At 58.0% G+C, this 24,681-nt stretch carries 20 protein-coding genes and 1 tRNA gene; 10 read left to right on the top strand and 11 right to left on the bottom strand.

Features of this window, described 5'->3' with window-relative positions; all coding sequences use genetic code 11:
- Nucleotides 1-211: 211 nt before the first annotated feature.
- From BMH52_RS24445 to BMH52_RS24435, 3 genes are all read right to left on the bottom strand, one after another.
- Nucleotides 212-931 carry an META and DUF4377 domain-containing protein gene (locus tag BMH52_RS24445; protein WP_256575823.1) on the bottom strand — a complete coding sequence of 240 codons (720 nt, stop codon included), beginning with the start codon at nucleotides 929-931 and terminating at the stop codon, nucleotides 212-214.
- 344 nt (nucleotides 932-1,275) lie between these two features.
- Nucleotides 1,276-1,349 (bottom strand) — tRNA-Cys (locus tag BMH52_RS24440).
- Nucleotides 1,350-1,563: 214 nt separating this feature from the next.
- Nucleotides 1,564-3,843 (bottom strand): acylase, encoded by a 2,280-nt coding sequence (locus BMH52_RS24435; protein WP_073845326.1) that lies wholly within the window; start codon nucleotides 3,841-3,843, stop codon nucleotides 1,564-1,566.
- 242 nt (nucleotides 3,844-4,085) lie between these two features.
- Between BMH52_RS24435 and BMH52_RS24430 the strand changes: the two genes are divergently transcribed.
- Nucleotides 4,086-4,466, top strand: coding sequence for a hypothetical protein (locus BMH52_RS24430; protein ID WP_014718590.1), 381 nt, complete (start codon nucleotides 4,086-4,088; stop codon nucleotides 4,464-4,466).
- A gap of 10 nt (nucleotides 4,467-4,476) precedes the next feature.
- Here BMH52_RS24430 and BMH52_RS24425 read toward each other — a convergent pair whose 3' ends face one another.
- A complete protein-coding gene (locus tag BMH52_RS24425; protein ID WP_014718591.1) occupies nucleotides 4,477-4,671 on the bottom strand; it encodes a hypothetical protein in 195 nt (64 codons plus the stop codon).
- A 172-nt stretch (nucleotides 4,672-4,843) separates the two neighbouring features.
- On the opposite strand from BMH52_RS24425, the gene BMH52_RS29755 reads away from it, so the two are divergent.
- From BMH52_RS29755 to BMH52_RS24420, 3 genes are all read left to right on the top strand, one after another.
- A complete protein-coding gene (locus tag BMH52_RS29755; RefSeq protein WP_019817128.1) occupies nucleotides 4,844-4,975 on the top strand; it encodes a hypothetical protein in 132 nt (43 codons plus the stop codon).
- Nucleotides 4,976-5,210: 235 nt separating this feature from the next.
- Nucleotides 5,211-6,410 (top strand): hypothetical protein, encoded by a 1,200-nt coding sequence (locus BMH52_RS29750; protein ID WP_256575822.1) that lies wholly within the window; start codon nucleotides 5,211-5,213, stop codon nucleotides 6,408-6,410.
- Nucleotides 6,370-10,119 (top strand): membrane-targeted effector domain-containing toxin, encoded by a 3,750-nt coding sequence (locus BMH52_RS24420; RefSeq protein WP_256575821.1) that lies wholly within the window; start codon nucleotides 6,370-6,372, stop codon nucleotides 10,117-10,119. The genes BMH52_RS29750 and BMH52_RS24420 overlap by 41 nt, the downstream gene beginning before the upstream one ends.
- Nucleotides 10,120-10,169: 50 nt before the next feature.
- On the opposite strand, the gene BMH52_RS24415 is transcribed toward BMH52_RS24420, so the two are convergent.
- Genes BMH52_RS24415 through BMH52_RS24395 form a run of 5 tightly spaced genes read right to left on the bottom strand, consistent with a single transcriptional unit; the run spans nucleotide 10,170 to nucleotide 14,575 of the window.
- On the bottom strand, nucleotides 10,170-10,931 hold the full coding sequence (locus BMH52_RS24415) for an ABC transporter permease (RefSeq protein ID WP_032902405.1): 762 nt from the start codon (nucleotides 10,929-10,931) through the stop codon (nucleotides 10,170-10,172).
- Nucleotides 10,928-12,127, bottom strand: coding sequence for an ABC transporter substrate-binding protein (locus tag BMH52_RS24410; RefSeq protein ID WP_072434620.1), 1,200 nt, complete (start codon nucleotides 12,125-12,127; stop codon nucleotides 10,928-10,930). The genes BMH52_RS24415 and BMH52_RS24410 overlap by 4 nt, the downstream gene beginning before the upstream one ends.
- Nucleotides 12,114-12,917 carry an ABC transporter ATP-binding protein gene (locus tag BMH52_RS24405; RefSeq protein ID WP_014718595.1) on the bottom strand — a complete coding sequence of 268 codons (804 nt, stop codon included), beginning with the start codon at nucleotides 12,915-12,917 and terminating at the stop codon, nucleotides 12,114-12,116. The genes BMH52_RS24410 and BMH52_RS24405 overlap by 14 nt, the downstream gene beginning before the upstream one ends.
- Complete coding sequence (locus BMH52_RS24400) at nucleotides 12,914-13,975, bottom strand: acyl-CoA dehydrogenase family protein (protein ID WP_072434621.1); 1,062 nt, start codon at nucleotides 13,973-13,975, stop codon at nucleotides 12,914-12,916. The genes BMH52_RS24405 and BMH52_RS24400 overlap by 4 nt, the downstream gene beginning before the upstream one ends.
- A 39-nt stretch (nucleotides 13,976-14,014) precedes the next feature.
- Nucleotides 14,015-14,575, bottom strand: a complete 561-nt coding sequence (locus BMH52_RS24395) for a carboxymuconolactone decarboxylase family protein (RefSeq protein ID WP_032902407.1) — start codon at nucleotides 14,573-14,575, stop codon at nucleotides 14,015-14,017.
- A 103-nt stretch (nucleotides 14,576-14,678) separates the two neighbouring features.
- Between BMH52_RS24395 and BMH52_RS24390 the strand changes: the two genes are divergently transcribed.
- Nucleotides 14,679-15,584: an AraC family transcriptional regulator gene (locus tag BMH52_RS24390; protein WP_073845323.1), complete on the top strand. Its 906-nt coding sequence runs from the start codon at nucleotides 14,679-14,681 to the stop codon at nucleotides 15,582-15,584.
- Here BMH52_RS24390 and BMH52_RS24385 read toward each other — a convergent pair.
- Entirely contained in the window at nucleotides 15,581-16,492 is a 912-nt protein-coding gene (locus BMH52_RS24385; protein WP_072434622.1) for a LysR family transcriptional regulator, read from the bottom strand. The two genes, BMH52_RS24390 and BMH52_RS24385, sit on opposite strands and share 4 nt — an antisense overlap.
- Before the next feature lie 116 nt (nucleotides 16,493-16,608).
- On the opposite strand from BMH52_RS24385, the gene BMH52_RS24380 reads away from it, so the two are divergent.
- From BMH52_RS24380 to BMH52_RS24360, 5 genes are all read left to right on the top strand, one after another.
- Entirely contained in the window at nucleotides 16,609-17,604 is a 996-nt protein-coding gene (locus BMH52_RS24380; protein ID WP_072434623.1) for an aldo/keto reductase, read from the top strand.
- Between the two features lie 133 nt (nucleotides 17,605-17,737).
- On the top strand, nucleotides 17,738-18,196 hold the full coding sequence (locus BMH52_RS24375; RefSeq protein ID WP_038450277.1) for an SRPBCC family protein: 459 nt from the start codon (nucleotides 17,738-17,740) through the stop codon (nucleotides 18,194-18,196).
- A 93-nt stretch (nucleotides 18,197-18,289) separates the two neighbouring features.
- Nucleotides 18,290-18,736 carry a DUF411 domain-containing protein gene (locus BMH52_RS24370; RefSeq protein ID WP_014718602.1) on the top strand — a complete coding sequence of 149 codons (447 nt, stop codon included), beginning with the start codon at nucleotides 18,290-18,292 and terminating at the stop codon, nucleotides 18,734-18,736.
- Nucleotides 18,737-18,739: 3 nt separating this feature from the next.
- Nucleotides 18,740-19,180, top strand: a complete 441-nt coding sequence (locus tag BMH52_RS24365) for a YqaA family protein (protein ID WP_072434624.1) — start codon at nucleotides 18,740-18,742, stop codon at nucleotides 19,178-19,180.
- A 122-nt stretch (nucleotides 19,181-19,302) separates the two neighbouring features.
- The gene (locus tag BMH52_RS24360) at nucleotides 19,303-22,329 is read left to right on the top strand and encodes a hypothetical protein (RefSeq protein ID WP_072434625.1); all 3,027 of its coding nucleotides are present in this window, start codon (nucleotides 19,303-19,305) and stop codon (nucleotides 22,327-22,329) included.
- Between the two features lie 96 nt (nucleotides 22,330-22,425).
- Here BMH52_RS24360 and BMH52_RS24355 read toward each other — a convergent pair whose 3' ends face one another.
- Nucleotides 22,426-24,330 carry a hypothetical protein gene (locus BMH52_RS24355; protein WP_050587225.1) on the bottom strand — a complete coding sequence of 635 codons (1,905 nt, stop codon included), beginning with the start codon at nucleotides 24,328-24,330 and terminating at the stop codon, nucleotides 22,426-22,428.
- Nucleotides 24,331-24,681 lie beyond the last annotated feature (351 nt).

The following is a 24,681-nucleotide window of genomic DNA, read 5'->3' as shown; positions in this document are numbered from 1 at the left end:
TCCTCGTCCTGAAGCCGTATGACCTAAAAAACAGCCACACCGAAATTGTTTGTAATAATTCAAACATTTTCAGGGTAGTCGGCAAAAGCTCAGGTGACAACCCCCGTTCGACCCAGAACCCTTGATCTAGACATGTCACTCGTCGAAAACACGGATAAATCACAGGCAATAAAAAACCCCGTAGACGCTGATCTACGGGGTTTGTGTTCGCTTACTTGCTGCCAGAAGCGTCCTGCTCGACCACCATATCCAACACGTAGCCCGTCGAAGGCGCATCCGCTGGCGGATTCTTCCATTCGTACTGTTTGACCCGCAGCACAGTGCGCACGCCGTCATGATGCACAAAGCCTTCGATAGGCTGGTACAGCGGATGCCAGGTGTCTTGGGTCGCCAGTTGCAGGCCCGCGTCGTCATAACGACGCTCGCGCACTTGGAGGCACTGATAATCTGGAATCAAAGGATGGCTGCACTTGACCGTCTTGGCCGCCACTTCCAGAAACTTGACCTCACCCTCGCTACCGTAGCGGGTCTGCGGGGTGGCCTCGCCTTGCAGCTTGAGCACCGAGCCATCCGCTGTCGTCAGTTGCAGCATCGGCGCCACGTTATCGCCGGTGATCACAGCGCGCAGCTCACCCTTGAACAGCCGCCCTACCTGGGCATCAAGGTCCATCAGGCTCTTGTCACAGGCCATCAGCGTAGAGGCCAGTGGCTGAACCTTCAGAACCCCGTCCTGATAGTGAAAGCCGCCGAACTGACGATTGCAGCCACCGCTGATGCTCAGGTTCTTGTCACCGAAGGCAACGCGCAACTTGCGCTCGATGCCTTTGTTCATCGCCACAAGAGGCTTGCCCGACGCGTCAGTTGCCGAGACCAGGTTCCAGTCGTAAGCGGATAAGGTTGGCTGGGCTACAGCTGCTGAGGTAGTAGGCATTGAAGGTGATTCTTCATGGCTTTTGGAAGGGGCGGCACAGCCTTGGATGAGTGCAGCACACACGGCTACAAGAAGAATTTTTTGTTTCATGGGTCACTCTGTCAGCTTTGATGAGTGCGGGCGTTATCTTGCGCTGGCAGGATAAGCGCGCGGCTAAACCGGCATGAGGAGGTCGCTTGAGGCCTTACTGAGCGTAGACCCAATGCGCGCTTGGCGGACCTCGTCCTTGGCCGATAGCAATCGGACATCATTTGTTTGGTTCAGTTTCACGAGGCGTTGGAAGTGCAGGCAAATCCCAGACAATAAAAAACCCCGTAGACGCTAATCTACGGGGTTTCTAAGAGTGGAGGCCGAGGTCGGAATCGAACCGGCGTAGGCGGATTTGCAATCCGCTGCATAACCATTTTGCTACTCGGCCTCAAACGATCAATGCCCTTGTTGCTGACATTCACCGCATACAAACTTGAGTGGGCTACGTGATGCCTGCCTCTACTCTAAACCATTGAATACATTGAAGTTTTTAATGCTTCATTGCGTTCGATGGGCGCCATTATGTACTCATTTGCCTAGGCCTGCAACCCCTTGATTTCAAAAAATATTCTGCCTTGGCATCAAGGGGTTGCGCGTCTGCCCTACTCCTTCACTGTTTGGATTTGGTAGTGCGGGTCGGCCTTGATCTGGGCTTCGGTGAAGGGCAACGGGTGCAGTTTTTTCTCGGAGAAGGCTTGGGTCTGGTCCTTTGAATAAGCGGACGCCGGGTTGCTGGACTCGGAGAATGCCAGGACGCCGACTGCGTTGGGGCCTTTGTCGTCGAAGCTGACGATTTGCAGGTAGCTGGTGCCGCTGACGACTTCGCGTTTGCCGTCGGCGCGGGGCACGGTTTGCATGGCGTTGTAGATACCCAGTTCTTGCGGGCCGCCGTGGATGGGGGTTTGGCCGGAGACTTGGATATCGCCCCAGCGGGTCTGCCCCAATTTGCTGACCTCAGCGCTGGAGGCCAGCATGGCTTCCAGCAGGGCCTTGGCGACAGGGGCGCGGTCAATGGCGAGGCCGCTTGGGGTGCTCAGTGGATGGGCCGGGTCGAAGGCCACGCGCCAGGCATCGGGGATTTGCTGCAGGTGTTGCATCAGGTTGATGAAGTGCACCAGGCCCACGCCGCTGTCGAGGTTGGCGCGCTGGTCCCAGTTTTTCAGGCTGGTGCACAGCGGTTGCAGTGCAGCGGCATCGGCCCCGAGTTTTTTGGCGCAGAACGCCAGCAGGTCGGGCATGACTTGGCCCGCCAGGTACACCTCGTTGTCCATGACCATGTCTTGCAGGTCGGTGACGCTGATCGGCTGCTTCTCAAGGGCTTGCAGGCGCTGGAGCGCGAAGCGCGCACGCGGGCCGAGGCCGATGTTGTCCTGGCTGATCACCGGCGAAAAGCCCGTTAGCGGCGCCTTGGGGTTGGCCATCCAGGCGGAATCGTTGGAGTGTTGCACGTAGTCGGTGCGTTGCAGTTGGGGCAACTGGTCGGCCGGGAAGATACCGGGCTGGGACGCGCGCGGGTCGATATCCCAGGCGCAGGCGCTGTGGGCGCCGTCAAGCATGATCATTTGCAGGCCGGCCCGTGGGTCGCTGCATGTTGCCAGTTTAGCGGCGCTGACGTTGGGCACCACCGACAGGTTCATGTACAGGCTCTGGCCCTGGTCATCGGCGGCCAGGGTGTTGACCCAGGGGATGCCTTGCAGGGTATGCACCGAGCTTTGCAGTTCCTTGAGGCTGCTGGCGCGGTTCATGGCGTACCACTGTTGCAGCACCCGGTCGTTGCTCAGGTTGGCGTCGCGCAGGCTGAAGGCGTAGTGGCTGTCCCAGTCGAGCTTGCCCGGCCATTGCACCACGGGGCCGAACTGCGAACTGTAGACGTTGTGGGACACGGTCTTGAGGCTGCCGTCAGCTTGCTTGACCTGGACTGTTACGGCCGTTTTTTCCAGTGGGATGGACTTGCCGTCCAGCAGATAACGGGTGGCGTCCTTGGGGTCGAGGGTCAAGCGGTACAGGGTGAAGTGTTTGGAGGTGTCGACGGTGTGGGTCCACGCCACATGCTGGTTGAAACCGATGTTCACCACGGGCAGCCCTGGCAATGCGGCGCCCATCACATCCAGCTGGCCAGGGATGGTCAGGTGCATCTGGTAAAAACGCATGCCGCCCAGCCAAGGAAAATGCGGGTTGGCCAGCAGCATGCCACGGCCATTGAATGAGCGGTCACGGCCCACGGCGACGGCATTGCTGCCTCGGTCCAGCGTGAAGCGTTGCTGGTTGGCCGCGGCCAGTGCAAAGCCTTTGGCGTCGGATTGGACATCGGCGGTGGCTTGGGGTGGTGTTGCCCCGACCAGGGCTTCGGCGAATTGGCCGACGCCCCCTTCCACCAATAGCCTGCGGGTCAACTTGACCAGGTCTTGGACTACCAAGGGCCGTACCCACGCGGCCTGGCAATGCGCGGGTGCGCCCTGCTCCTTGAGGTAACGGTTGTAGCCGGCCACGTACCCTTCGAGGCGCTGTTGCATCTGCGGGCTCTGGGCTTTCCAGAATGCCGCCACTGCCTCGGGGGTATTCAACCAATTGAAGAACACATCGCTGGCGAGGTTGTTGCGCTCTTGCAGGGTCGCTTGGTCCGGCCCGAAAAACTTGGCGCGCTCGCCATTGACCGTGACCACTTCATTGGCCAGCAAGCACAGGTTGTCCTGGGCATAGGCGTACCCCATACCCACCCCCAGGCCACGCTCGTCAAAGGCGCGAATATGCGGCACGCCATAACTGGTACGCCGGATATCCGCCGACGCCTGCGTTACCTGTTCCCGTGCCGATACGGCCAGGCTCAACCCCAGCAACAGCCCTGCCACGCCCACTCTGGACAACCCGTTGGAAATAATCACGCCGACTCCACAGTCAAATTGAACACCCTCACAAGGGATGGTTACCCCACCGTAAGAACGCAAATCGACCGGAATAATTTAGCCGCACAAGGCTGTATATCGTCAGCGCTTGAAAGGTGACAAATCTGATACCGACAAATTTTCTACATTCATCGTTTCATGATTTGCCTCACTCGTTCGTCTTATTACTCAAGAGCACCATCTTTTCCTGATCAGGCTCTGAAAAGAAAAGGAGTTTTTGCATGTATAACCCGCAAGTGCCCACGGATGGACATTCAAAGGCCACCGATACTCACTTTGGCAACGACACACGGGCGTTCGGCAACGCGCCCGAACAGCAGGGCAACCAGCGCATCCGCCATTTGCTCAAGTGTTTCGGTTTGCGCACCAGCCTGATCCGGCTGAAGGTCATCGACGCCCTCCTCACCGCTGCCGACAACCAGCGCACCCTCGGGGTACGCGGCGTGCACAGCCACCTGCTGGAGCTGGGCATTCCGTTGTCGTTTCTCAGCGTGCGCGAGGTACTCAAGCGTCTGTGCAGCGAGGGTGTGATCACCCTGAACGCCGACAAGAGCTACAGCCTCCATGAAGAGGCTGCCAAGGTACTCGAAGGTCGTGCCTGACTGACACGCGTCAGAAGTTAGGCTTGACCTTGCGGCGCATGATGCCGTTGATCACCACGACGACCACGGCAATCGCGATGGCCAGGTACTGGAAGGTTTTCTCGCTGATCACGCCAGTGTTCTGCAGATAAGACAGGCCGAACATCGCGCCCAGTACAGCCAGGGCAATCAGAAGCGAGTATTTCAAGCGTTGCTTTTGGGTCATGACGAATTCCTGGACCTGAAGGATGTATCCACTGTGTATCGCCGCGCATGCCAAGCACATACCCAACTACGGGGATGGCACGGCGTCGGCGGGGTCTTATGTTACAGGCGATGAACAGATTTGGCTTGTCCTACGCCTGACAGACCTTTGAAGCCCCTTGGAGAATTGTGAAATGCTTCGACGACTCATCCTGCTGGTTCCCTTGATGATCATGCTGAGCCTGGGCGGTTGTTTCTTCTTCCCGCGCGGCGGTGGCTGGCATGATCGCCACGATGATGGCGGCCGAGTTTACGAACGTCGCTGATCCCCTCGGGAGTACTCCGCCCTAACGAGCTGTCCCTGCGTGCTCACTGTGTGCAGCAAGCCCACTTTCCCCGTGTTGCTGCACCGACGCGTTACATATTCGTTAATAACATTTCCCCGGGTGCCTTCGGAACCTTCCGACGCTCTCATCCCAATCATTCGAGGCCCAAACAAGGAAGAATCATCCCTCGGATTATCATCAGGACGCGTGGGCCAATGCCATTGGAATAACTCACTTGATTTCAGGTATCGCCCACCATCGCCTGCGCCGAAACGTCTCCAGCGATGAAATCGCCCCTCCTGCCCACACCCGTCCGATGCCAGGGACGGTCCAGACGATAGCCGTTCCGGACGTGGATGCGATCACGCCGGTCAGTGCGATTCGTTCTGACCTGATCAAGGGCCTTCAAATAACTGATCAACGCTTGTTGCTCAATCAATACCAACAACTCAACCAGGACATCCAGGCACTGCTGCTGCGCCAGCCGACGCTCAGCAGTGTTATCGAGCAGCAATTGAATCGCAGCTTCGGTACTACACCGCCTGTAGACGCCTCGTCACTGTATGTGCATCGCTATCACACTGATGAACACGGCCAACGCACATTAATCTCGGTGCAGAGCATCACCGAAGCCCTGTTCAACGCACTGCGCCAGCTCAAGGCACCTCCCGGCGCCCAGGCCTCGACCAGTACTGCCAGCACGGAAGTCGGCTTCTACACCAGCGCCTCGCCAAGCGAAAGCAGCCAGCAATTGCACGCTCGCGACACCCTCCTTTCGATTGCACAAACCATCGAAAAAGAACTGCCCCTGAGCCTTTCCCGATTCTGGACCGAGCCACGCACGGGCGAACCCAACCCCGAGTCACCCCAGAACGAATTGCTCAGTATCCACCGAGAGATGCTGTCCACCCTCGCCGCCTTGGGCGTGGAAGACGGTGCGTTAACGCCCGCCGCCAAATCATTGATCGACAAGGCGCTTGAGTATCCAACCCTGCAGGCTCGGGAAAGCGCGATGAGGGATGGCGAAAGGCCCGGTGTCTACCCGCTCAAATTGGATACCCCAAGCCCAGAGGGCAGCGTGCTGGCAGGGGCCTTCCTGATCACCAGCAGCGATGGATCGTCGGCGACACGCCCATTCAGTAGCGCACAGACAGACCGCACCTTACTTCCTGGCCAACAGCAAGGCCTGACGGTGCTCTACACACCTCGCGATGGCTACGAAACATTCGACAGCCCGGCCAAGGCACTTGCGACCTTGCGTCAACGCATTAATGACGACCCCGAAGCCGCAGCGCAGCTACTGCAGAGTTTGCCGATGGAGGTTCAAAACGGCTTGAAGGATGACTGGAAAAACCACTTGAGCCAGGACCTCGCCCCAGTGACCGGCGACGTCATTGCCGCAGTTGCTGGAGCGCCAGCGGCATCAGGTGAGTAACGCACTGCAGGCGTTGTATGAGTCGAACAACGTTGAGCCGACGCTTGTCGACCCATGGGGGCATCTACTGACTGAGACGGGCCTGCCTGAGGCTGCCGACCTGGGACCGCATTTCGACGGCAACAGCGCCCTGTTGGCGCGTGCGCAATGGCTGGACGAGCGCGCGAACAGCATCGACGCGCGCCAGGCATTGGATCAACGCCTGGGTGATCAGAAAAACTGGCGATACCTTGCGCAAAAACTCAACGAGTCTGCCCAGGCCTTGCCGCAAAGCCCAACAGAACGTGAGGTGTCGGCCCTGCTGAAAAATACGCCGATGAATATCGCGCCAGACTCAGCCCATTACCAAGCCTACATACGGACACCTGGCATGTCCGTAAGCCTCGAAGCCTTCCTGCTTGAAAACGGCGTGCCATTGCCCAAGACCGTGGTCGACTTGCTGGCCTTGGCGCAAAGCGCAAAAGCACGCGCACAGCAACACCCCTTGGGCAACTTCGCAGGGGGCCTGTCCTGGCCGATCCCCTTGGATGTCAGCCAACAAGACACGCTGCGCACGGCCGCCGTCGAACATGCCAACAGCGATCCCGACTTACCGCAGGGGAATCCCAAGCGCGGCGTACTGGAACATCTGGGTAGAAACCTGAGTTTCTCCGAGCAGGCACTGGCGGACCCGGTCAAGGTGCTCGAAACCCTGATCAGCTCCAAGGATGGCCAGGCTCTCGGCCAAGCCATGCAAACCAAAATGAATGGTATCGCCACCGACACCAGCGCAAACGACTATGCCCTGGCGGCGATCCAATTGATGCTGGACCCCGAGCCGTTGACGGCGCCTGTGCGAAACCATGTGGCGGGTTTCGACCTGGCGCAGAAAAGTCATTGGGGCAAACCGCTTTCGACCATCACCAACAGCCTGCGCCAACACTTGATTGACACGGGGCGCGAATCCCCTGATCTCGCTGGCGCGGCCGCACATCTGTTACTCAGACGCACTGCGCCGCAATTGCTGGTCAAGGACATTCCTGATTCGGTAGTTTACGGCAGCGCCGCGTGGGCGAACCTTTGCATTGCAGTAGCCGCCATTGAAGCCAAGACTCCAGGCCGCGTGGCCGCCCTGTCTTATGCCGAAGTGATGATCACCGCCGACACTGCTGGCGCCGTGCCCGCCTCTGCGCAAGCCGCAGTGATGTTGGATTGGGCCGTGGCCAATGACATTCTTCCAGCGAAAGACGATGCCCTGTATCAGCCAGCCGACCTGGAAAAAGCCCAGGCGCTGTTCAAAGCACAACTCGATACGCTGATAGAAGCCTCATCGCTCATCGGCGGGAGTTTTCCAAGCCGTAAACACATGGCGCTGGACCTCCTCGTGAAGACATTCGGCCCTGGCATGGACTTCGAGCTCAAGATGTTTTCCAGATACAATGGCGATACGCCCAGCGCGCCGCGCTCACTGGTGGAAATCGTCATGGAAGAACGGGTCATGGAGGGTCGCTGGGTACTCACGAAAGAAAATACCGGCGTGGACCTTGATGCCGTTATTCCCTTCACCCACAGCGCGCCATTCAATATTCAACGAGCGTTTGAGGATGCCTTTTCTACCGCCTTGGACAATCATAAGACCGTTAAAAAAACAGCTCTCCTCAACGCGCTCAGCAACCTGCTGCCCGAAGACAGAAAAAACTTGACCCAGGGCAAGCTCAATTATTTTCAAGAAAAAAGTTACAAGGTGGGCATGATCCCTTTCGAAGGTGACACCTTGTTTCACACCAGCCCTACGGTACTGGTCACCGCGCAAAACAATGGACAAACCACCACCTATGAGTTCGATACGGTAAACGGCGTTATCCGAAGCCGGGGCAACCGAAAAACACCGGCGGCCCCTGTCAAGTTCTCCAACGAGATAATCAGGGAAGAGCCATTTTATCCGGACAGAGACAACGTCAAGATCGTTGACAGCGGGCAATCGATTCTCGCAAGTATCCCGGCCAACCCTGTGCCGTTTTCATGGATCGACCTGGGTGATTTGAAGGAAAGCAAGCTGGATCGCGAACAGCCCTCCACGGCACCCCAGCCGTATATGTTCCTGAACCCACGCACTCACCATATCGCCGACTCCGTGCTCAAGGCGTTGGACCTGGACAATCCCGCCATCAGGAAAGCCGCTGCGGGGACCACGACCTTTGAGCGTAATCATGAAAAGCTGACGAACTTCAAAGAGTTTTTGCTCGACCTTATTCCCTTCCGTTCCGCAATCGTCAATTTCATGGACGGCAACTACGGCGAGGGGATCACTGACGTCACCCTGGATATTTTCGGTTTGGTCACCGCCGGCATCGGCCTGGCGGCCAAACTCGGAAAAGTACTGGGTACGGCTGGGTCAGCAGTGAGCAAGGCGCTCAAGGCAACGAAAATCATGGTGCCAGCCCTGCTCAAGGAGTTGAACCCGTTAAACGGCGTGAGTGATCTGCTAAAGGGCTCGGGTAAACTCATTTACGAAAGCGTTGAAGCGATAGCTGGTGCGGTGCCATCCCTGAAGGGAAGCGCAAGCCACGAAGCGCTGATCAGCGCCGCAAGCCGCTACGAGGCAGCGGCAACCGGGACCTTCAAGGTGGGCAACCAGCGGGTTCATGGCTCTGCCGTCAAACACAACGGTAAATGGTACCCCTACGATGTGCATAAGCAGGAGGCTTACGGTGCGCCTCAAGCTTTTGATCCTGCGCATACGCTGATGCCACCCTCACCCCATGCTGACTTTTCCCCTCGGGGGCACATGAACGCTCGGCAAAACACGCGATTTCAACCCTACAAAAGACCCACCCCAAAAGCGCCGAACATCAATGGACACACGCCGACGATCGTAAACAAAACAGATCATCTGGACGCCATCAAAGACGAATACGTAAAACATATTAAAGGCGCCCCCAACGAAGGCCACTTCACACCCAGCCGAAGGCAACCGACACAAGAGCGGTTCAACGCAGAAATGGATGCTTTCCATCAAAAACTGGACCCGTTGAACCCACAAAATCGCCCCATAATTCCAGAAACGAAACCTTACGAGACAGTGCCCGACCTGATCGAAAAAGCCTTGGACAATTCGGACGTGGTGGTATTCGGGGAGAGTCACCAGCATTTGGCCATGTTCCGCGAAATTGACGCAAGCATCGACCTGTTCAAGCGCAAAAATGTAAAGGTGGTCGGCATTGAAGGTGTCGTCTATGACAACAATGGACTACTCAAGGACGATGGCATGGGCCATACAGGCCACGGTTTGCGGCCCGCCCACCCTCAATTCAATCTGCAGACGTTGATCAGAAAATTCAAGGATGCCGGAATAGAAGTCGTGCCCCTTGACCACTTTTATCTGACACGCCACCGGCATGACCGTAAGGCCTACACGACGCTAAGCGAAACCGAACGAAACCTGAAAAGACTCAAAGAGTTCAACTACTACGCCGCACGCGTCATTGAACAACACAAGCATAAGGGTAAAGTGATCGCCTTGGTGGGCCGCCAACACATCAACTCCACTCAAGGCGTCACCGGCTTGGCTGAGGCGACCGGAGGCATTGGCATCGGTGTTTACGAACGAACAGGCATGAAGGTGGGCTACGGCACGAACTCCACGGATGCCAAACCGGGCCCGCTGGGTACCCTGAACGCTGACAACGATCTGGCGGGAGATCTGCAAATCTTTTCGCCAGCAACCTGATAACACGCTAAATAGTTGCCTGCGTAGCACGCAGGCAACGTTCGAGCCCATCAGCCGCCATGCACCCACCGCTGGTGCAACCAACGCGCTAACGCATCCAGCGCAAACCCCAGCACCCCAATCACCACCACCATCGCCATCAACTCCGAATACGCCAGGCGATCACGCGTATCGAGGATGTAATACCCCAGTCCCGCACTGACCCCAAGCATTTCGCAGGGCACCAGTACGATCCACAGGATGCCGATGGCCAGGCGCACGCCGGTCAGCACATGGCCGACGACGCCAGGAATGATCACCCGACGCAATGTCTCCCAACGCGTCGCGCTCAAGCTCTTGCTCAACTGCAACCAGCGCGGGTCGAGCTGACGCACGCCCGCTGCGGTGTTGAGCATGATCGGCCAGACAGCGGCAAAGGCCAGAAGGAAGTAGATAGGCTGATCGCCCACACCCATCAGCATCACCACGATCGGCATCCAGGACAGTGGTGAAATCATCCGCAGAAACTGGAACGCCGGCGTGGTCGCCGCCTCTAGGTTACGCGAACTGCCCACCAGCAACCCGAGGGGTACGCCTACCAACAACGCGATAAACAGCCCGACGAAAATACGCTTCAGGCTCACGGCGATATGCAGGTACAACTCACCCCGCCCGAGCAATTCCCACAAGCTGCTGGCGGTGGCCTCCAGGGAAAAGCGCGCCGATAGGCCATCAGCCTCGCCGAACACGTTCACGCCCAGCCACCACAGCACCAACAAACCCGCCAAGCCAATCAGCCCCAGCCACCAGCCGGGGATTCTGCTGTTGTTCAAACGCCGATCTCCTCGTGCCGCTCATAACCATCCGGCAAACCGAAGGTCTGCATGCCACCCACGGCTTCGATCGCGTTGCGCACGAAGCGGTCGTCCACCAGGTCCTTGGCCACGAAGGCAGGGTCCAGGCCTGCGAGAAACTTCTTGTCGCCTTCGATCAAGGTGTCCTTCAAGCGCCGCACCAGTTCTTCGGTGTAGCTGGGGAACGGGTACGGTTGGAAGTCGATGCGGTGCTCGTCCCAGTTGGCGTGCTGGATCGCGCCGTCGGCCACGTAGGAGGCGCGGTCGCTGGCCGCCGGCGCCAGGACTTTGCTCAACACCGGCTCGGCATGGGGCGTGTAACGGTTCGGGCCATCCTTGGACAGCAGCTTCACTGCCTCTTCACGGTTGTCGCGGGTCCACACCTGGGCCTTGACGATGGCGTTCACCACCTTCTGCGACCACTCCGGACGGTTGGCCAGGTCGTGCTCGTGCATGAACACCACGCAGCAGGCATGGTTTCGCCACACGTCACCCGTGAAGCGTTGCACGCGACCGACCCTGAGGTTTTCTGCCAAGGCATTGAACGGCTCGGCGACGATGTAGCCGTCGATGCGTTTGCTCGCCAAAGCCGGAGGCATGTCCGAGGGCGGCAACACGATCAGGTTGACCTCATTGGCAGCAATCGAACTGCCGGTGGCGCGGGTGACCGGCGTGAGGCCGTTATCGCGGAACAGTTGCTGCACCACCACGTTATGGATCGAGTACCAGAACGGAATCGCCACCGACTTACCGCCCAGTTGCTTCACGTCGGTAATGCCAGGGGATACGGTCAAGCCCGAACCGCCCACATGGTTCCATGCCACGACTTTGGCCGGGACCTTACTGCCGTAGCGCGCCCATACGGTCATTGGCGACAGCAGGTGTATCACGTTGACCTGGCCGGAGATAAACGCCTCGATCACCTGGGCCCAGCTACGCAACAACACCGGGCGCTCGGCCTTGATGCCTTCGGCTTCGAACAGGCCGTTGTTGTGGGCAACCAGCAGTGGCGTGGCGTCAGTGATGGGCAAGTAGCCGATGCGGACCGGCGCGTCGGGCTCATTGGCGGCGCGCGCCTGCAGGCTGCTCAACAGGGGCAAGGCGCCCGCGGCACTGAGCACGGCAGAGAGCTTGAGAAAGTCACGGCGCGAGTGGGTCAGGTCATCCAGACACATGGGTAAACTCCTGTTGTTCAAGGGGGTTGGGTTGAGGGCGGCTCGCCTGCCGTAAGGTTTTCAAAATCTCGATACGCAGCGCGCCAATGGCCTCGACCTGCTCTTCCCGAGGGTGCGGCAGGTCGATAGCCCACTCGCCCAACGTCCGCGCCGGGCGGTTACCCAGTAGCAGGATGCGGTCCGACAGCAACAGCGCTTCGTCGATGTCGTGGGTGATCAATACGGCCGCCGAGCCTTGCTCACGATTGACCTTGAGCAACAGGTGCTGCATATCGGCGCGAGTCACTTCATCGAGCGCGCCGAAGGGCTCGTCGAGCAGTAACACTTGTGGCTGACGCGCCAGGCAGCGGGCCAGTGCCGTGCGCTGTGCCATGCCACCGGACAATTGCGCCGGAAACTGCTGACGCGCAGGCTCCAGCCCCACCGCTGCAATGGCGTGGTCAACACGACGGCGGCGTTCTTCACCACTCAAGTGCGGTTGGCGAGCGAAATCCAGGCCGAAGGCAACGTTTTTTTCCAGGGTCAGCCAAGGCAACAGGCTCGGGTCTTGAAAAGCCACCACCACGCGCGGATGCGGGCCGCTCAACGGCTCGCCCAATACCTGCACGCGGCCAGCCTGAGGTGCCTGCAAGCCGGCTAGCACGCGCAGCAGGCTGGATTTGCCCACGCCGCTCGGGCCCAGGATCGACACCACTTCACCCGGTTGCAAGTGCAAGTCGAAGCCTTGCAACACCGGCCCGCTGCCATACCCCAGGCAAATGCCCTGGGCCGTCAATACCGCCTGGCTCATAGATTGGCCTGGCGGTGTAGCTCGGTACGCAGTTGCACCAGGCTGGGCGTTACGATCGGTACAAAGGCCGACTCGCGCCAGCGCCGGGCAAAGCCGCTGCCGTGGGCGGTCAGGTAGGCCTTGCCACCGCTGGCTTGCAGTTCAAGCTGCACAGCGCTGGCGGCGGTTTCGGCCAGCGCGATACGCAGCTTGAACAGCGGTATCGGCTCGGCGGTAAAGCGCCCGGCCAACAGCCCGCTTTTAAGCTCGCTGACCAGATGATCCAGGGTCACGCGCAGGGCTTCCAACTCGTCGCGCAACACGGTGCGACTGGCGCCCAAATGGTGGGCTACTTCAGCCAGGGAACGCCGCGCCAAACCAATCGACATGCCGCACTGCAAGCCTAGAAACGCCGGGCGTACCGCCGGTAAAAACTTGCGCGCATCCTCGTGCAGCAACCATTCGCGACTCAGCTCCACGCCTTCCAGGCCAAGCGCTGCGGTGTTGCTCGATTGCAGCCCGAGCAGCTCCAGGTCGCGGGAGCGCTGCAACCCGGCCACCGAATCCGGAATCGCCAGGATAAATGGCGCGCCGCCCCCTGCATGCTCGATGGCCGCCGCAGCGACAAAGCCATTCTTGCGCAAGTTGGTCACCCAGTGCAGGCGACCGTTGAGGGTCCAACCGTGGTCGTTGGGCTCGGCGCTGATCTGCAACGACTCGATACCCGACAGAAACTTCATCGCATTCGACAGCCCGGTGGCCCCAGCCAACTTGCCGCTGAGCAGGTCAGGCATCAGTTGCTCGCGCAGACGCTGATTGGGACTCTGCAGCAAGTACTCGATAAACGAGCGCTGGCCCCAGCACACAAACGCCGCCGCCAGGGAATGGCTGGCTACATTGGCGATGGCCTCGACCGCACCCGCCACGTCACCGCCCAGGCCGCCCAACTGGGTGGGTACACCGATTTTCAGAATATTGGCTTCTGCCATCCGCGGCAGCACTTCCTGTGGATCGCAACTGCCCACGTCCAGGGCCTGCGCTTGAACATCGAGCCAACGGCTCAAGATTGGGTCAAGCATTCATGTTTCTCCTTTTACAGCAGGTGGGCCAACGCCAAATCAGTTGGCCGGTTTTTCCCAACGGTATTGCGCCAGCTCCGGGTTCAGCGGGGTACGGGCAAACACGTTGGCGAAGTTGCACAGGGTTGCCAGGCTGACCCCCAGGATGACTTCCAGCGCGTGGCCGTCGGTGTAGCCGGCGGCGCGGAACGCCTCAAAGCCCGCGTCACTCACATCCCCACGGGTGGCGATCACCTCACGCGTAAAGGCGGCGAGTGTCTCATAGCGTGCGTCAGGCAACTCACCCCGGCGGCGCAAGGCCTCGATCACCTCCTCGGGCAGCTTCGCTTTGTTGCGGGCAACCGCGGTATGGCCAGCGACACAGAAATCACAACCGTGGCTGGTGGCGGCAATCAATTGCACCACTTCACGGTCGGCCAGGCTCAGTTCTGCCTTGGCATTCAAGCCGGAGACGGTGATGTAGGTTTCCAGCGCGGCCGGTGCGTTGGCCAGTACGCCCAGCAGGTTAGGAATAAAACCCGAGGCTTTGAGCGCGTTTTCCAGGAAGGGTTTGGCGGCTTCCGGTGCGGTTTCAGGCGTGAGCAACGGTACACGGGACATGAAGTGGACTCCTGTTGGGTTTCAATGCCCCAGTCTGTTGGTTCTAAAAAAAGCGCTCAATAGGCTAAAGTAGCGATTACTTGCTCTTGAGTCTTTCCATTAGATGAATTCGTCCGATGTACTTGTCGATTGGTTATTAGATAGCCTCGAACTCAACACCAGTTTGTTTCACGTCGGCCGTTATTGCGGTGACTGGCACGCGAGCACCCACGGCCTGGCACAGGCGAGCTTCCATTTGATTGTGCAAGGCGAATGCTGGCTGCATATCGACGGCGATCCAATGCCCCACCACCTGAATAATGGTGACGCGGTGTTTCTGCTGCGTGACTTTGCTTTTCGCCTGTCCGGCCAAGCCACGGCAGCCGGCGCCCAGGAGTGCCCACGCCGTGCGATGCTGCCCCTCGACAACACGGCCACCGACGGTGTGGGATTAGTATGCGGTTTCTTTCACTTTCAATCCGGCTTGTCGACACTGATCGTCGACACCCTGCCCAGCTGGATCATCCTGCGCGCCGGCGACCCGTCGCTGACGGCCGCACGCAGCCTGTTCGAGTTGATCCTGCACGAATGCGCACGCACGCCAGCGCCCTCTTCCGCGCTGCTGGAGCGCCTGTGCCACCTGCTGTTCCTGTATGTAATGCGCCAGCAAGTACTCGACAACACCGAGCTTGGCGGCTTGGCGGCGCTGGGCCGGGCACCGGCGTTTGCGCATTTGCTGGAACAATTGATCGCCCGCCCGGCCGAGCCCTGGAGCCTGGAAAGCATGGCGGCCTGTACCGGGTTGTCGCGCTCGGCGTTTTTCAAGCGCTTCAGCGAATTGTGCGGGCAGTCACCCGGGCAAGTACTGCTGATGATCCGCATGCGCCACGCCTGTGGGTTGCTCAAGGCGGACCAGACCGTGGCCGAGGTTTCGCTGGCAGCCGGGTATCAATCGGTGGCGGCGTTTACCCGAGCCTTTCATAAAGTTACCGGGCAACAGCCTGGCGCCTATCGCAGGGCGCAAGCCTAGCCTTGTAAACCGGTGCCGGGCCGGGCGCACAACTGCACCAGCCAATCGACGAACACCCGCACCCGCTGCGACAATTGCCGATGGGGCGGGTACAACGCAGTCAGCGCCATCTTCGGCACGGCCACATCAGGGAGCACCTGCACCAGGGTGCCCTCGGCCAGTTGGCGCAGGGCGTGATAACGAGGTGCCTGGATCAGCCCGTAGCCGGCTTCGCACGCAGCGAAGTAACCCGCGGAGCTGTTCACGGCAACCACTTTCGGCAGGTTGATCGGATGCAACTCGCTGCCCAGCAGAAATTCCAGGCCAAACCGTTTACCGCTGGCACTGGAAACATACTCGACCATTTGGTGACCCGCCAACTGCTCCAGGCAGGTGGGCGTGCCCATGCGTTCAAGGTACGCGGGGCTGGCCAGCGTCAGTTGTTCCATCATCGCCAAGGGCCGCGCCACCAGCGATTCGTCCAAGGCCGGACCGCCCCGCAACACACAATCGACGCCTTCGCGAATCAAATCCACTGGCCGGTCATTGAGGCCGATCTCCAACTCGATCTGTGGGTACAGCGCGGTGAACGTTGGCAAGGCCGGAATGACAATCAAGCTCCCAATGCCTGAGGGCATATCGATGCTCAAGATGCCCCGAGGGTTCTGGCGCCGCGTGGAGAACACCGCCTCGGTTTCCTCAAGATCGGTCAGCAACTGCACGCAACGTTGATAGTACGCCGCGCCATCCAGGGTCGGGCTGACGTGGCGCGTGGTGCGCTGCAGCAGTTGCACGCCGAGATGGGCCTCCAGTTGCTTGATCAGAATTGTCACGGAGGCGCGTGGCAATTGCAGGCTGTCGGCGGCCTTGGCAAACCCGCCCAACTCGACAATCCGAGTGAACACGCGCATGGCGTTAAAACGATCCAAGAGAATGCTCCTGTGGGAGATTGTTTAGATATTACGAACAGTGATAGCACTTTTAGCGGGTTTATCTGCATTTTTTCAAGGGTAACAATGGGCCCCTCATCACCAAGAGCTTCCCTATGCACACTCGACAACTCGGTAAAAACGGCCCGCATGTATCTGCCATTGGCCTTGGCTGCATGGGCATGACCGACTTCTACACGCCCGGCAGCGATACCACCGAAGCCACCGCAACCTTGCACCGCGCCCTAGAGCTGGGCGTCAATTTTCTAGATACCGCTGACATGTACGGCCCGCACACCAATGAGCAACTGATCGGCAAGGCTATTGCCGGCAAGCGCGACCAGGTGTTCCTGGCCAGTAAATTCGGGATTGTGCGCGACCCTGCCAACCCCATAGTGCGCGGGGTGAATGGCCGGCCCGACTATATCCGCAACGCCATCGACGGCACCTTGCAACGCCTGGGGGTGGATACGCTGGACCTGTACTACCAGCACCGTATCGACCCCGACGTGGCCATCGAAGAAACCGTGGGTGCCATGGCCGACCTGATAAAACAGGGCAAGGTGCGCTACCTGGGCCTGAGCGAGGCGTCCGCCGCTACTCTGGAACGGGCGCATAAGGTCCATCCCATCAGCGCCCTGCAAAGTGAATATTCGCTATGGAGCCGCGACCAGCAAGACAATGGCTGCCTCGCGGCCTGCCAGCGCCTGGGCATCGCGTTTGTGCCGTACAGCCCACTGGGCCGAGGCTTTCTCACCGGCGCGTTGAAGAGCCCGGATGATTTCGGCGCCGATGATTACCGACGCTTCAGCCCGCGCTTTCAGGGTGAGAACTTTGCGAAAAACCTGCGGCTGGTAGAACAGGTCAAGACGCTGGCGGCAGACAAAGGTGTGACGGCCGGGCAACTGGCGCTGGCCTGGGTCTTGGCTCAAGGCGATTACATCATCCCGATTCCCGGCACCAAGCGGCGCACCTATCTGCAAGAGAATGTGGAGGCGCTGTCGATTTCTCTCAGCGCGGACGAACTGGCTGCGCTGGATGCGATCTTCCCTGCCGATGCAACCGCAGGCCTGCGTTACCCCAAGGACGTGCTGGCCATGCTGGATATCTAGTGCCTGCTGGGAGCCCTTGTCCGGGCCGTTCTCAGCGGGATTGACGAACGGCCTGCCGACGCCCGTGCAAAGCGCGGGCGTCAGACTATCCTCACAGCTCCTAGTGTAAAAACCGCCACACAGGAGGTGTGTCATGCACGCGACTGAGCATTCGGTCCGCTTGGAGCAGATCAGTCAGGAACGCTTCATCCACACGCCGATCGAGGCGGTTTATGACTATGTGACCCAGCCCGACCGCTGGCACGAGTGGCACCCCACTTCCCTTAGCGCCGACACCGGCAACACCGGCTCATTGCCGATCGGCACGCGCTTTACCGAAATCATCGACCTGCTGGGCATACGCGTCTCCATGAGTTACCGCGTACAAATCGCCCGCCGCCCCAGCGAGTTCAAAACCGTGTTCACCTCCCTGGCGGTTGATGGTTCCATTCATTACTACTTGCGCGCTCATCAGGGCGGCACGCTGTTCAAGCGGGTGCTGACTTATGAAACCGAACTGCAACTGGCGTCTTTGCACGAGCGCATGGTCGCGTTGTCGGCGATTGCGTTGGACCGGCTCAAGCAGCGACTGGAAAACCAGCGCTTCGTATAATTTAGAAACATTACAACGGCGTCACATTGCAAACATACCCGCAAAAGCAGGGAGAATGCCCGGCTTATCGCCGCGCCTTCAGTGAGACCCACGATGAAAACCCCATTGCGACTGGCCCTGCTCAGTGCCTTGTTCACCACTACCTTGGCCCAGGCCGCCGAGTTGATCCCCATCGACGTCCACCGCGACGCCAACTGCGGCTGCTGCAAAAAGTGGATCAGCCACTTGGAGAGCAACGGTTTCAAGGTCAACGACCACGTTGAAGCCAACATGAGCGCGGTGAAGCAGCGCCTGGGCGTCGCGCCACGGCTTGGCTCCTGCCACACCGCGGTCATCGACGGCAAATTCGTCGAAGGCCACGTACCCGCCGAGCAGGTCCTGGCCTTGCGCAAGCGCAACGACCTGCTGGGCCTTGCCGCACCGGGTATGCCCTTAGGCTCACCAGGGATGGAAGTGGACGGACGCAGCGAGGCCTATCAAATCATTGGCCTGACCCGAGACGGTAAAGATGTAGTGGTAGCGGACTACCCGGCTCACTGACCGGTGTTGATGGGTTACCTGGGGCTGTTCGTCGCGGCATTTGGCGCCGCGACGTTATTGCCCCTGCAATCGGAAGCCGTGTTGGTGGGCCTGCTGCTCAGCGGGCATTACAACCTATGGCTGCTGCTGGGCATCGCGACTTTGGGTAACGTGCTGGGCTCGCTGGTCAATTGGCTGCTGGGGCGCTCGGTGGAACGCTTCAAGGAACGGCGCTGGTTCCCGGTCAGCACCAGGCAGCTGGACAAGGCTCGCAGCCATTACACGCGCTGGGGGCATTGGACGTTGTTGCTCAGCTGGGTGCCGATCATTGGTGACCCGCTGACGTTGGTGGCTGGTGTGATGCGTGAGCCGTTGTGGCGTTTTTTGCTGTTGGTCAGCGTGGCCAAGAGTGCGCGGTATGCCGCGCTGACTGTACTCACCCTGCTCCACCTCTCTGCTCAATAATGACCACTTGTCGCCACTGTCAACCCTGACAGCTAGACATCCGCTGCTGCCCAGCGCCTCATCACTCTTGCCCATGCGCCCGCGATTACTAGGTGCGTCCCTTAGTGCAAGGAGTGTTGACCATGCCGACTGATCCCATTATCCCACCTGATAAAAGCCCTCAATCCCTTCCGACAGGGCAAAGGGTTCATGTTGACTTAGATGAGCCTTATTCAAGGTTTTCTAAAGTGGACATGACTCCTTTTCCTGACGAACCCTATGATTACGGACTAGGTATCCGCCAAGTAGTGCCTCATCTCACCATGCTGTTCGAGCGCTGGGCGACACTCAATCAGTTTGATGAATACCAGCTGTACACGGACAGGGATACGCTTCCGCTCGCCCGTGATTCAGTTATTTCGACCACAGAGGCTCGTTACCCGCTGCATGTACCTGAACACAATGTTCCTAGAGGCGAAGTCTTTATCAAAGGACGTGTCGTGCGTGTAGGCCCTGGCACCCCCAGCGATTCACCCGGGCAATTTATTTACGTCAAGACCACTCGCCCGGGCGGGGTCAGTAAAGACCCAGAACCGGGATTGCCCGGATGGCATGATGGGCTGACCATGGAGGTGGAGGGTTTTGCAGAAGGTGAGCCTATTAAGCCTGCTGATATCACCAATGGATTGTGGTGTGTCATACACCCGTATCTCCATATGCGCAGGAATGATCTTATCGATCTGCGGTGGGACGGTATCGAAGTTAAGCAGCGGTTGACCCAAGCCGACGTCAACGCCGGGGAAGTCAAAGTACATGTTCCGAAGGATATTATTACTCAGGGTAGCCTAAAAGGATCAATTACCATCAGGTACCGAGTGATCGACTTTGTGGAGAATATTTCTGGTGGTGAAAAATATCAGTTTTCCAAGCCGTACCAACTTATCAGTGAACTAGATCCCAACTTACGTAGCGCACCCGAGTTCCTCATAAATGGAACTGCGGCACCACAGGTAGATTTTGATAGAGATCACGCCTCGCAGTTCAGTGTGAAAGCACGCCCCGATGTGATCCCCCCTCCCATTCCGGCCCCCCGTCACCTCGTCACCGTTACCTTGAGGGCGACCCTGGCGGATGGCACGACGAAATCCTTCGTATTAGATAGCGTAGAAGACCAAAACATCGGCGAGACCATCACGTCGGTTCCCGCTGAAATCATCTTTGAAATTGTAGGAGGATCGTTCAACGCATCTTACGAATGGCGTGACAGCGCCGGCAACACACTCGGGCAATCAGCCAGCATCATGATCGTGGTGGTGGGCACGCCGGTAAGGATGCCGCCGCTCACCATCGAACCGATTGAGTTGGGGTTGATTGACCCTGATCATTACTGCGTAGCCCACATCCCCCACGACTACATTCCGTATGCGTTCGATTTATGGGAAACCTTAGTCATAGAGGAAGTCGTTGCCGGCGGTGGTGGCGCTTACTACGAGCAGGGCGAGTTGGCGGGCGAACCGGGTGGCACGCGATTGATCTCCCAAGCGGTACTACAAAGGTTCAGGGGGCGCAGCAATGTCGTTGCTTATTACCTGGTCGACGATGGCAAGGCAAAAAAACCGCCTGGCCTTGGCGTACTCACCGTTCGAAAATCCGTGGAGCTGGGCATCCAGGTCGGTGCACGCAACCCTACAATGCCGGTGGCACGGCTAGAGGGCAGCATTGGCAATAACATCAACCCAGAACATGTGATAGGGCCAACGGTACGGGTGATATTTACTTATACGGGCACCCAAGACAAAGACGTCCTTCACTACACCATACTGGGTTCCAAACCTGACGCCTCGCTCCATGGCACGATCAACATTAATACAGGCACAGAGGGCAAAGAACTGCCATTAGCGGTGCCGCGAGATATCGTTGACCGTAATAACGGCGGTACCCTGACTATCACCTACAGCCTGCTGCGCAAGGCTCCCCCCGAGCAAGTGCTACGCTCCGAGGTACTCAAGCTTACTGTGGGCGCTGGAATCAATTTGGGGCGTCCTGTTATTCGAGGCGCCTCTGTTTTCCCTGACCAACTGAACCCTCTGGCAGCGTTGAGCGGCACCCAGGTGATCATAAGATTCCCAATGCGCGACAACGAGGATATTTTTCTGGATTGGCTGACCGCTGACGGCACCGGCAGCACCACTGTAGCGGTCAAGGGTAACGCGACGACCCAGGAAGTTGAGGCGCCGATACCGGAGCGCATCATCGCCGAGGGAATCCGCGAGGCCAATCATCGAATAAGCGTGCAGTACCGTTTCTTGCGCGACGCAATTCCTTATGAGTCCGAGATCGTACCCCTGGATCTGCTGACGCTCACCGGGTTGCCCAATACCTATATCGAAGGTATCGGCGATGTGCCTGAACTCCAGCTCTCTCGGTTGACTGCCGGGGCGCGTACCATAACGCCCACTTGGCATTTTATTCATCCTGTTTGCATCGTCTGGCAAGACTTTTATGGCACCGACACGAATGGCCTTCCATTTCACACAAGCACCTATACCGGTGAACCTTTAGGTGAAGATGGCGCGTTAATAGGCTTGAACCGCCGCGCACCGGTAGAGCAATTACGTTTGCTGATGGACGGCTCGCCCCTCACGATTCAAGGTTGGGTGGCGTTGAGCGGTATCCCCGACATCACCAGGGCCATACCGCTTCCCACTAAAACCTATACCGTACGAGCGACCTATTTCAGTGATTTGACGAATTTCTTCAATTACGACCGCAATGGCTGGGAAAACATTCTCAACGCAAGAGGTGAGCTTGCGGTGGAAGGGGCTGAAAACATTTGTTGGCGTACCAGCAAAACTGCAGGTGAAACCGTGCAACCAGGTCTACAAAAAACCTACCTTGATCTGAAGGTAAACACGCGCTATGAGGTTAGTTTCTATTGCAAGGTTTCCGGCACGACTTCTATGACTACTGCACGCCTTGAGTTGGGAGCGATGAGCGCGACCAGGTCGGTGGAACCGAATCGAAACTGGGCAAAGGTCAGCCATGTGTTCACTACACCCGCTGCTCCGCCCGTGCAAAATCTCACTGCCCGCCTTTCACTCTCAGTCGGGACCGCTGCTACGTTTATGGTGGATCAAATTGTCGTTCAGGAAACTTCCCTGGTGACATGAATACATGCGATGAGTAAATGAGAGGGGATGTTGAGAGGCAGTCGCACAGTGGCTGCCTCTTCTTTGGGTGTAAGCCGGTTGAACTCTTCCGGATGACTAATCGTTGCTTTCGGCTGATGGGTCGAAGTATTGGTTATCCACATTGCCACCCCATAACACATAGGTACCATCGGTGCGTCGCGCGGCAAATGAAGGGTCGTTATGAACGGGCCTTGGCGGTGGAGGGTTTCCAACATAAGGGAATCGTTTTATCGAGTACAATTCAACGACATTGCTGCGCACATAATCAGCCAACTCGGGAGGAATTTCACCCGCATCCTCCATCCGTAGAGTGGCGCCCCATACAGACACGGCCCCTTCCGTTCCCCCCTGGGTGGTAATCACCCCATAGGCCCCGTTGGTGCAGTAAACATCCCGTATGAGGCTGGCCATTAACGTTTGCCGCAGCGCAGCACTCATTTCGCCGCCAGACGTATGAAGGCCATGCAAAACAATCGCATTGGTCCTGCCGTCATCGTGGCGACTGAGTAAGAAAAAACTGTGATCATTGGCATATAAGCTGAGATGACCATCCACAATAATGGCTCTGGACGACACGTTTTTGTGTTGTCTCTGCGGCTCCTTGTTTGTGCCAGGCCGGGGCGGGTCACCTGGGACTGCATTAGCGCCGTTAAAGGCCGCCTCAAACTGCACTTTTACCTGAGGTGGTATCGGATCGCCCCCGAATCCGATGGCCCCCCACGCCTCGGCCTGACCCGATTGGTTAGCGATCACAAATGCCCAACGGTTGGCCGTGCAAAGAATGATATTGCCACGCAAGGCCAAGTTGGCCGCACCGTCAGACATGTTCCCGCCTTCACCCACTCTCCCCCAACTGACAGCAATGCGACGCCCTCGGGTGATGGCGCAGAAGGCTGTCGTTGCCGCGATCACCGATTCGATCCCGCCGTCATTGAGGATCTGACGCAATTGTTCAACGGGAATGGTGCCGCCGCCCGTCGTATGTCCCCATACAGCAAAATCGCCATCAGCGGTTATGGCACAGAAGGAAATAGCTGTCGCTACAATCCGGGTAATAAACATCGAGTTGAGCTGGTCCCGAACGGCGGGTGGTATCGTGCCGCCTTTGTTCGGATCACCCCACGCATACACACGGCCGTTCTGGGTTCGCACAGCAAAGGCGTCATCTGCCGCGTAAATAGCCAAGGGTGGGTCAAAGAGCAATGCTTGATGAATAGCATTGGGGATCGTGGCAATGGGATTATTTACTGGACCAATTGCGGCAATACGGTTGGCCCCGGCAGCGGGGTTACTATAAATAACAGCGAAGCCACTTCGGGTGCTGTAAACAGAGCGAATGCCCTGCAAGGGTGGCAACGTGGCGGGAACATCGCCCCCCCAACACAACAACTGGTTAGTACTTCCCAGCGGCACCAGCGCCGCGAAACTGCGTTCGGACGAGAACAACCGAACGGCCTTGTTATTTTTCAAAAAACTGATTATTTCGGGTGGAACCGGTAAGCCCCATCCATTTTGCCCTTTTAGATGAACATCGCCACTGGAGGGGTCAAGCAATGCAAAAACGCCGCCCGTGGAAACAAACAACCTGTCAGTGGGTTCGGGCACGTGAAATGAAAAATTACCGCGCTGTTTTAGATAACATGCTTCGTTTTCTTCATCAGAAATATTTTGAAAATCCGAATTTATTGGATAAAGCGGGGATTTAGCCTCTTCACCCAGCGCGCCGTCAGACGATACGGGAACCACCGAAAACTGTAGAAATTTCCCACCGTCCGCTGCTCTCAACTTTATGTCCAATTGCCCTTCGTCCGTCAGGCGTTCACCATTGATATACCAATAGAATTTAGACAATCCTTCTGGGCTACCCCCATTGCTGTTGTAAAGATAAAAACCATGTACGGTTGCGCCGACAAAAACATCCCCCACCACTTGAACATGAGTGGCCTCCGGGATCACAAGTTTAGCCTTGATTTTTTTCATAGCGTTCTCCAAGCACTTCATAGGGCGTAGTTGGATGTAACAATGAGAGGGTGCTTCGAATGCAAATCTTCGTTACAAAGACCAAGGTCGCTTGCAAATAACCCGCGCAAGCGCGGGTTATAAGGTTCATCCAAGCGGCTGTTTTTACGTATCGTGCTCCCGAGGGTCGTAATGTTGGTTTTTTACATTGCCGCCCCATAACACATAAGTGTCATCGGTGCGTCGCGCAGCAAACGAGGGATCGATGTGCACAGGTCTTGGTGGTGGCGGTGGAGGCGGTGGTGGAGGTGGCGGCCGAGGTGGAGGATCGGGCTGCTTCACATAGGGAAAACGCTTGATGGAATATAGCTC

Source organism: Pseudomonas sp. BTN1, from assembly GCF_001907715.1.
GTDB lineage: Bacteria > Pseudomonadota > Gammaproteobacteria > Pseudomonadales > Pseudomonadaceae > Aquipseudomonas > Aquipseudomonas paracarnis.
The sequence above is the reverse complement of the archived record's forward strand: the minus strand, read 5'-3'. Positions and strand labels throughout refer to the sequence as shown.

Bases quoted from the DNA above. Each gene is read 5' to 3' on its own strand.
- BMH52_RS24445 (WP_256575823.1), bottom strand. From the start codon at position 931: ATGCCTACTACCTCAGCAGCTGTAGCCCAGCCAACCTTATCCGCTTAC.
- BMH52_RS24430 (WP_014718590.1), top strand. From the start codon at position 4,086: ATGTATAACCCGCAAGTGCCCACGGATGGACATTCAAAGGCCACCGAT.
- BMH52_RS24425 (WP_014718591.1), bottom strand. From the start codon at position 4,671: ATGACCCAAAAGCAACGCTTGAAATACTCGCTTCTGATTGCCCTGGCT.
- BMH52_RS29755 (WP_019817128.1), top strand. From the start codon at position 4,844: ATGCTTCGACGACTCATCCTGCTGGTTCCCTTGATGATCATGCTGAGC.
- BMH52_RS24410 (WP_072434620.1), bottom strand. From the start codon at position 12,127: ATGTGTCTGGATGACCTGACCCACTCGCGCCGTGACTTTCTCAAGCTC.
- BMH52_RS24405 (WP_014718595.1), bottom strand. From the start codon at position 12,917: ATGAGCCAGGCGGTATTGACGGCCCAGGGCATTTGCCTGGGGTATGGC.
- BMH52_RS24400 (WP_072434621.1), bottom strand. From the start codon at position 13,975: ATGCTTGACCCAATCTTGAGCCGTTGGCTCGATGTTCAAGCGCAGGCC.
- BMH52_RS24395 (WP_032902407.1), bottom strand. From the start codon at position 14,575: ATGTCCCGTGTACCGTTGCTCACGCCTGAAACCGCACCGGAAGCCGCC.
- BMH52_RS24390 (WP_073845323.1), top strand. From the start codon at position 14,679: ATGAATTCGTCCGATGTACTTGTCGATTGGTTATTAGATAGCCTCGAA.
- BMH52_RS24380 (WP_072434623.1), top strand. From the start codon at position 16,609: ATGCACACTCGACAACTCGGTAAAAACGGCCCGCATGTATCTGCCATT.
- BMH52_RS24375 (WP_038450277.1), top strand. From the start codon at position 17,738: ATGCACGCGACTGAGCATTCGGTCCGCTTGGAGCAGATCAGTCAGGAA.
- BMH52_RS24370 (WP_014718602.1), top strand. From the start codon at position 18,290: ATGAAAACCCCATTGCGACTGGCCCTGCTCAGTGCCTTGTTCACCACT.
- BMH52_RS24360 (WP_072434625.1), top strand. From the start codon at position 19,303: ATGCCGACTGATCCCATTATCCCACCTGATAAAAGCCCTCAATCCCTT.
- BMH52_RS24355 (WP_050587225.1), bottom strand. From the start codon at position 24,330: ATGAAAAAAATCAAGGCTAAACTTGTGATCCCGGAGGCCACTCATGTT.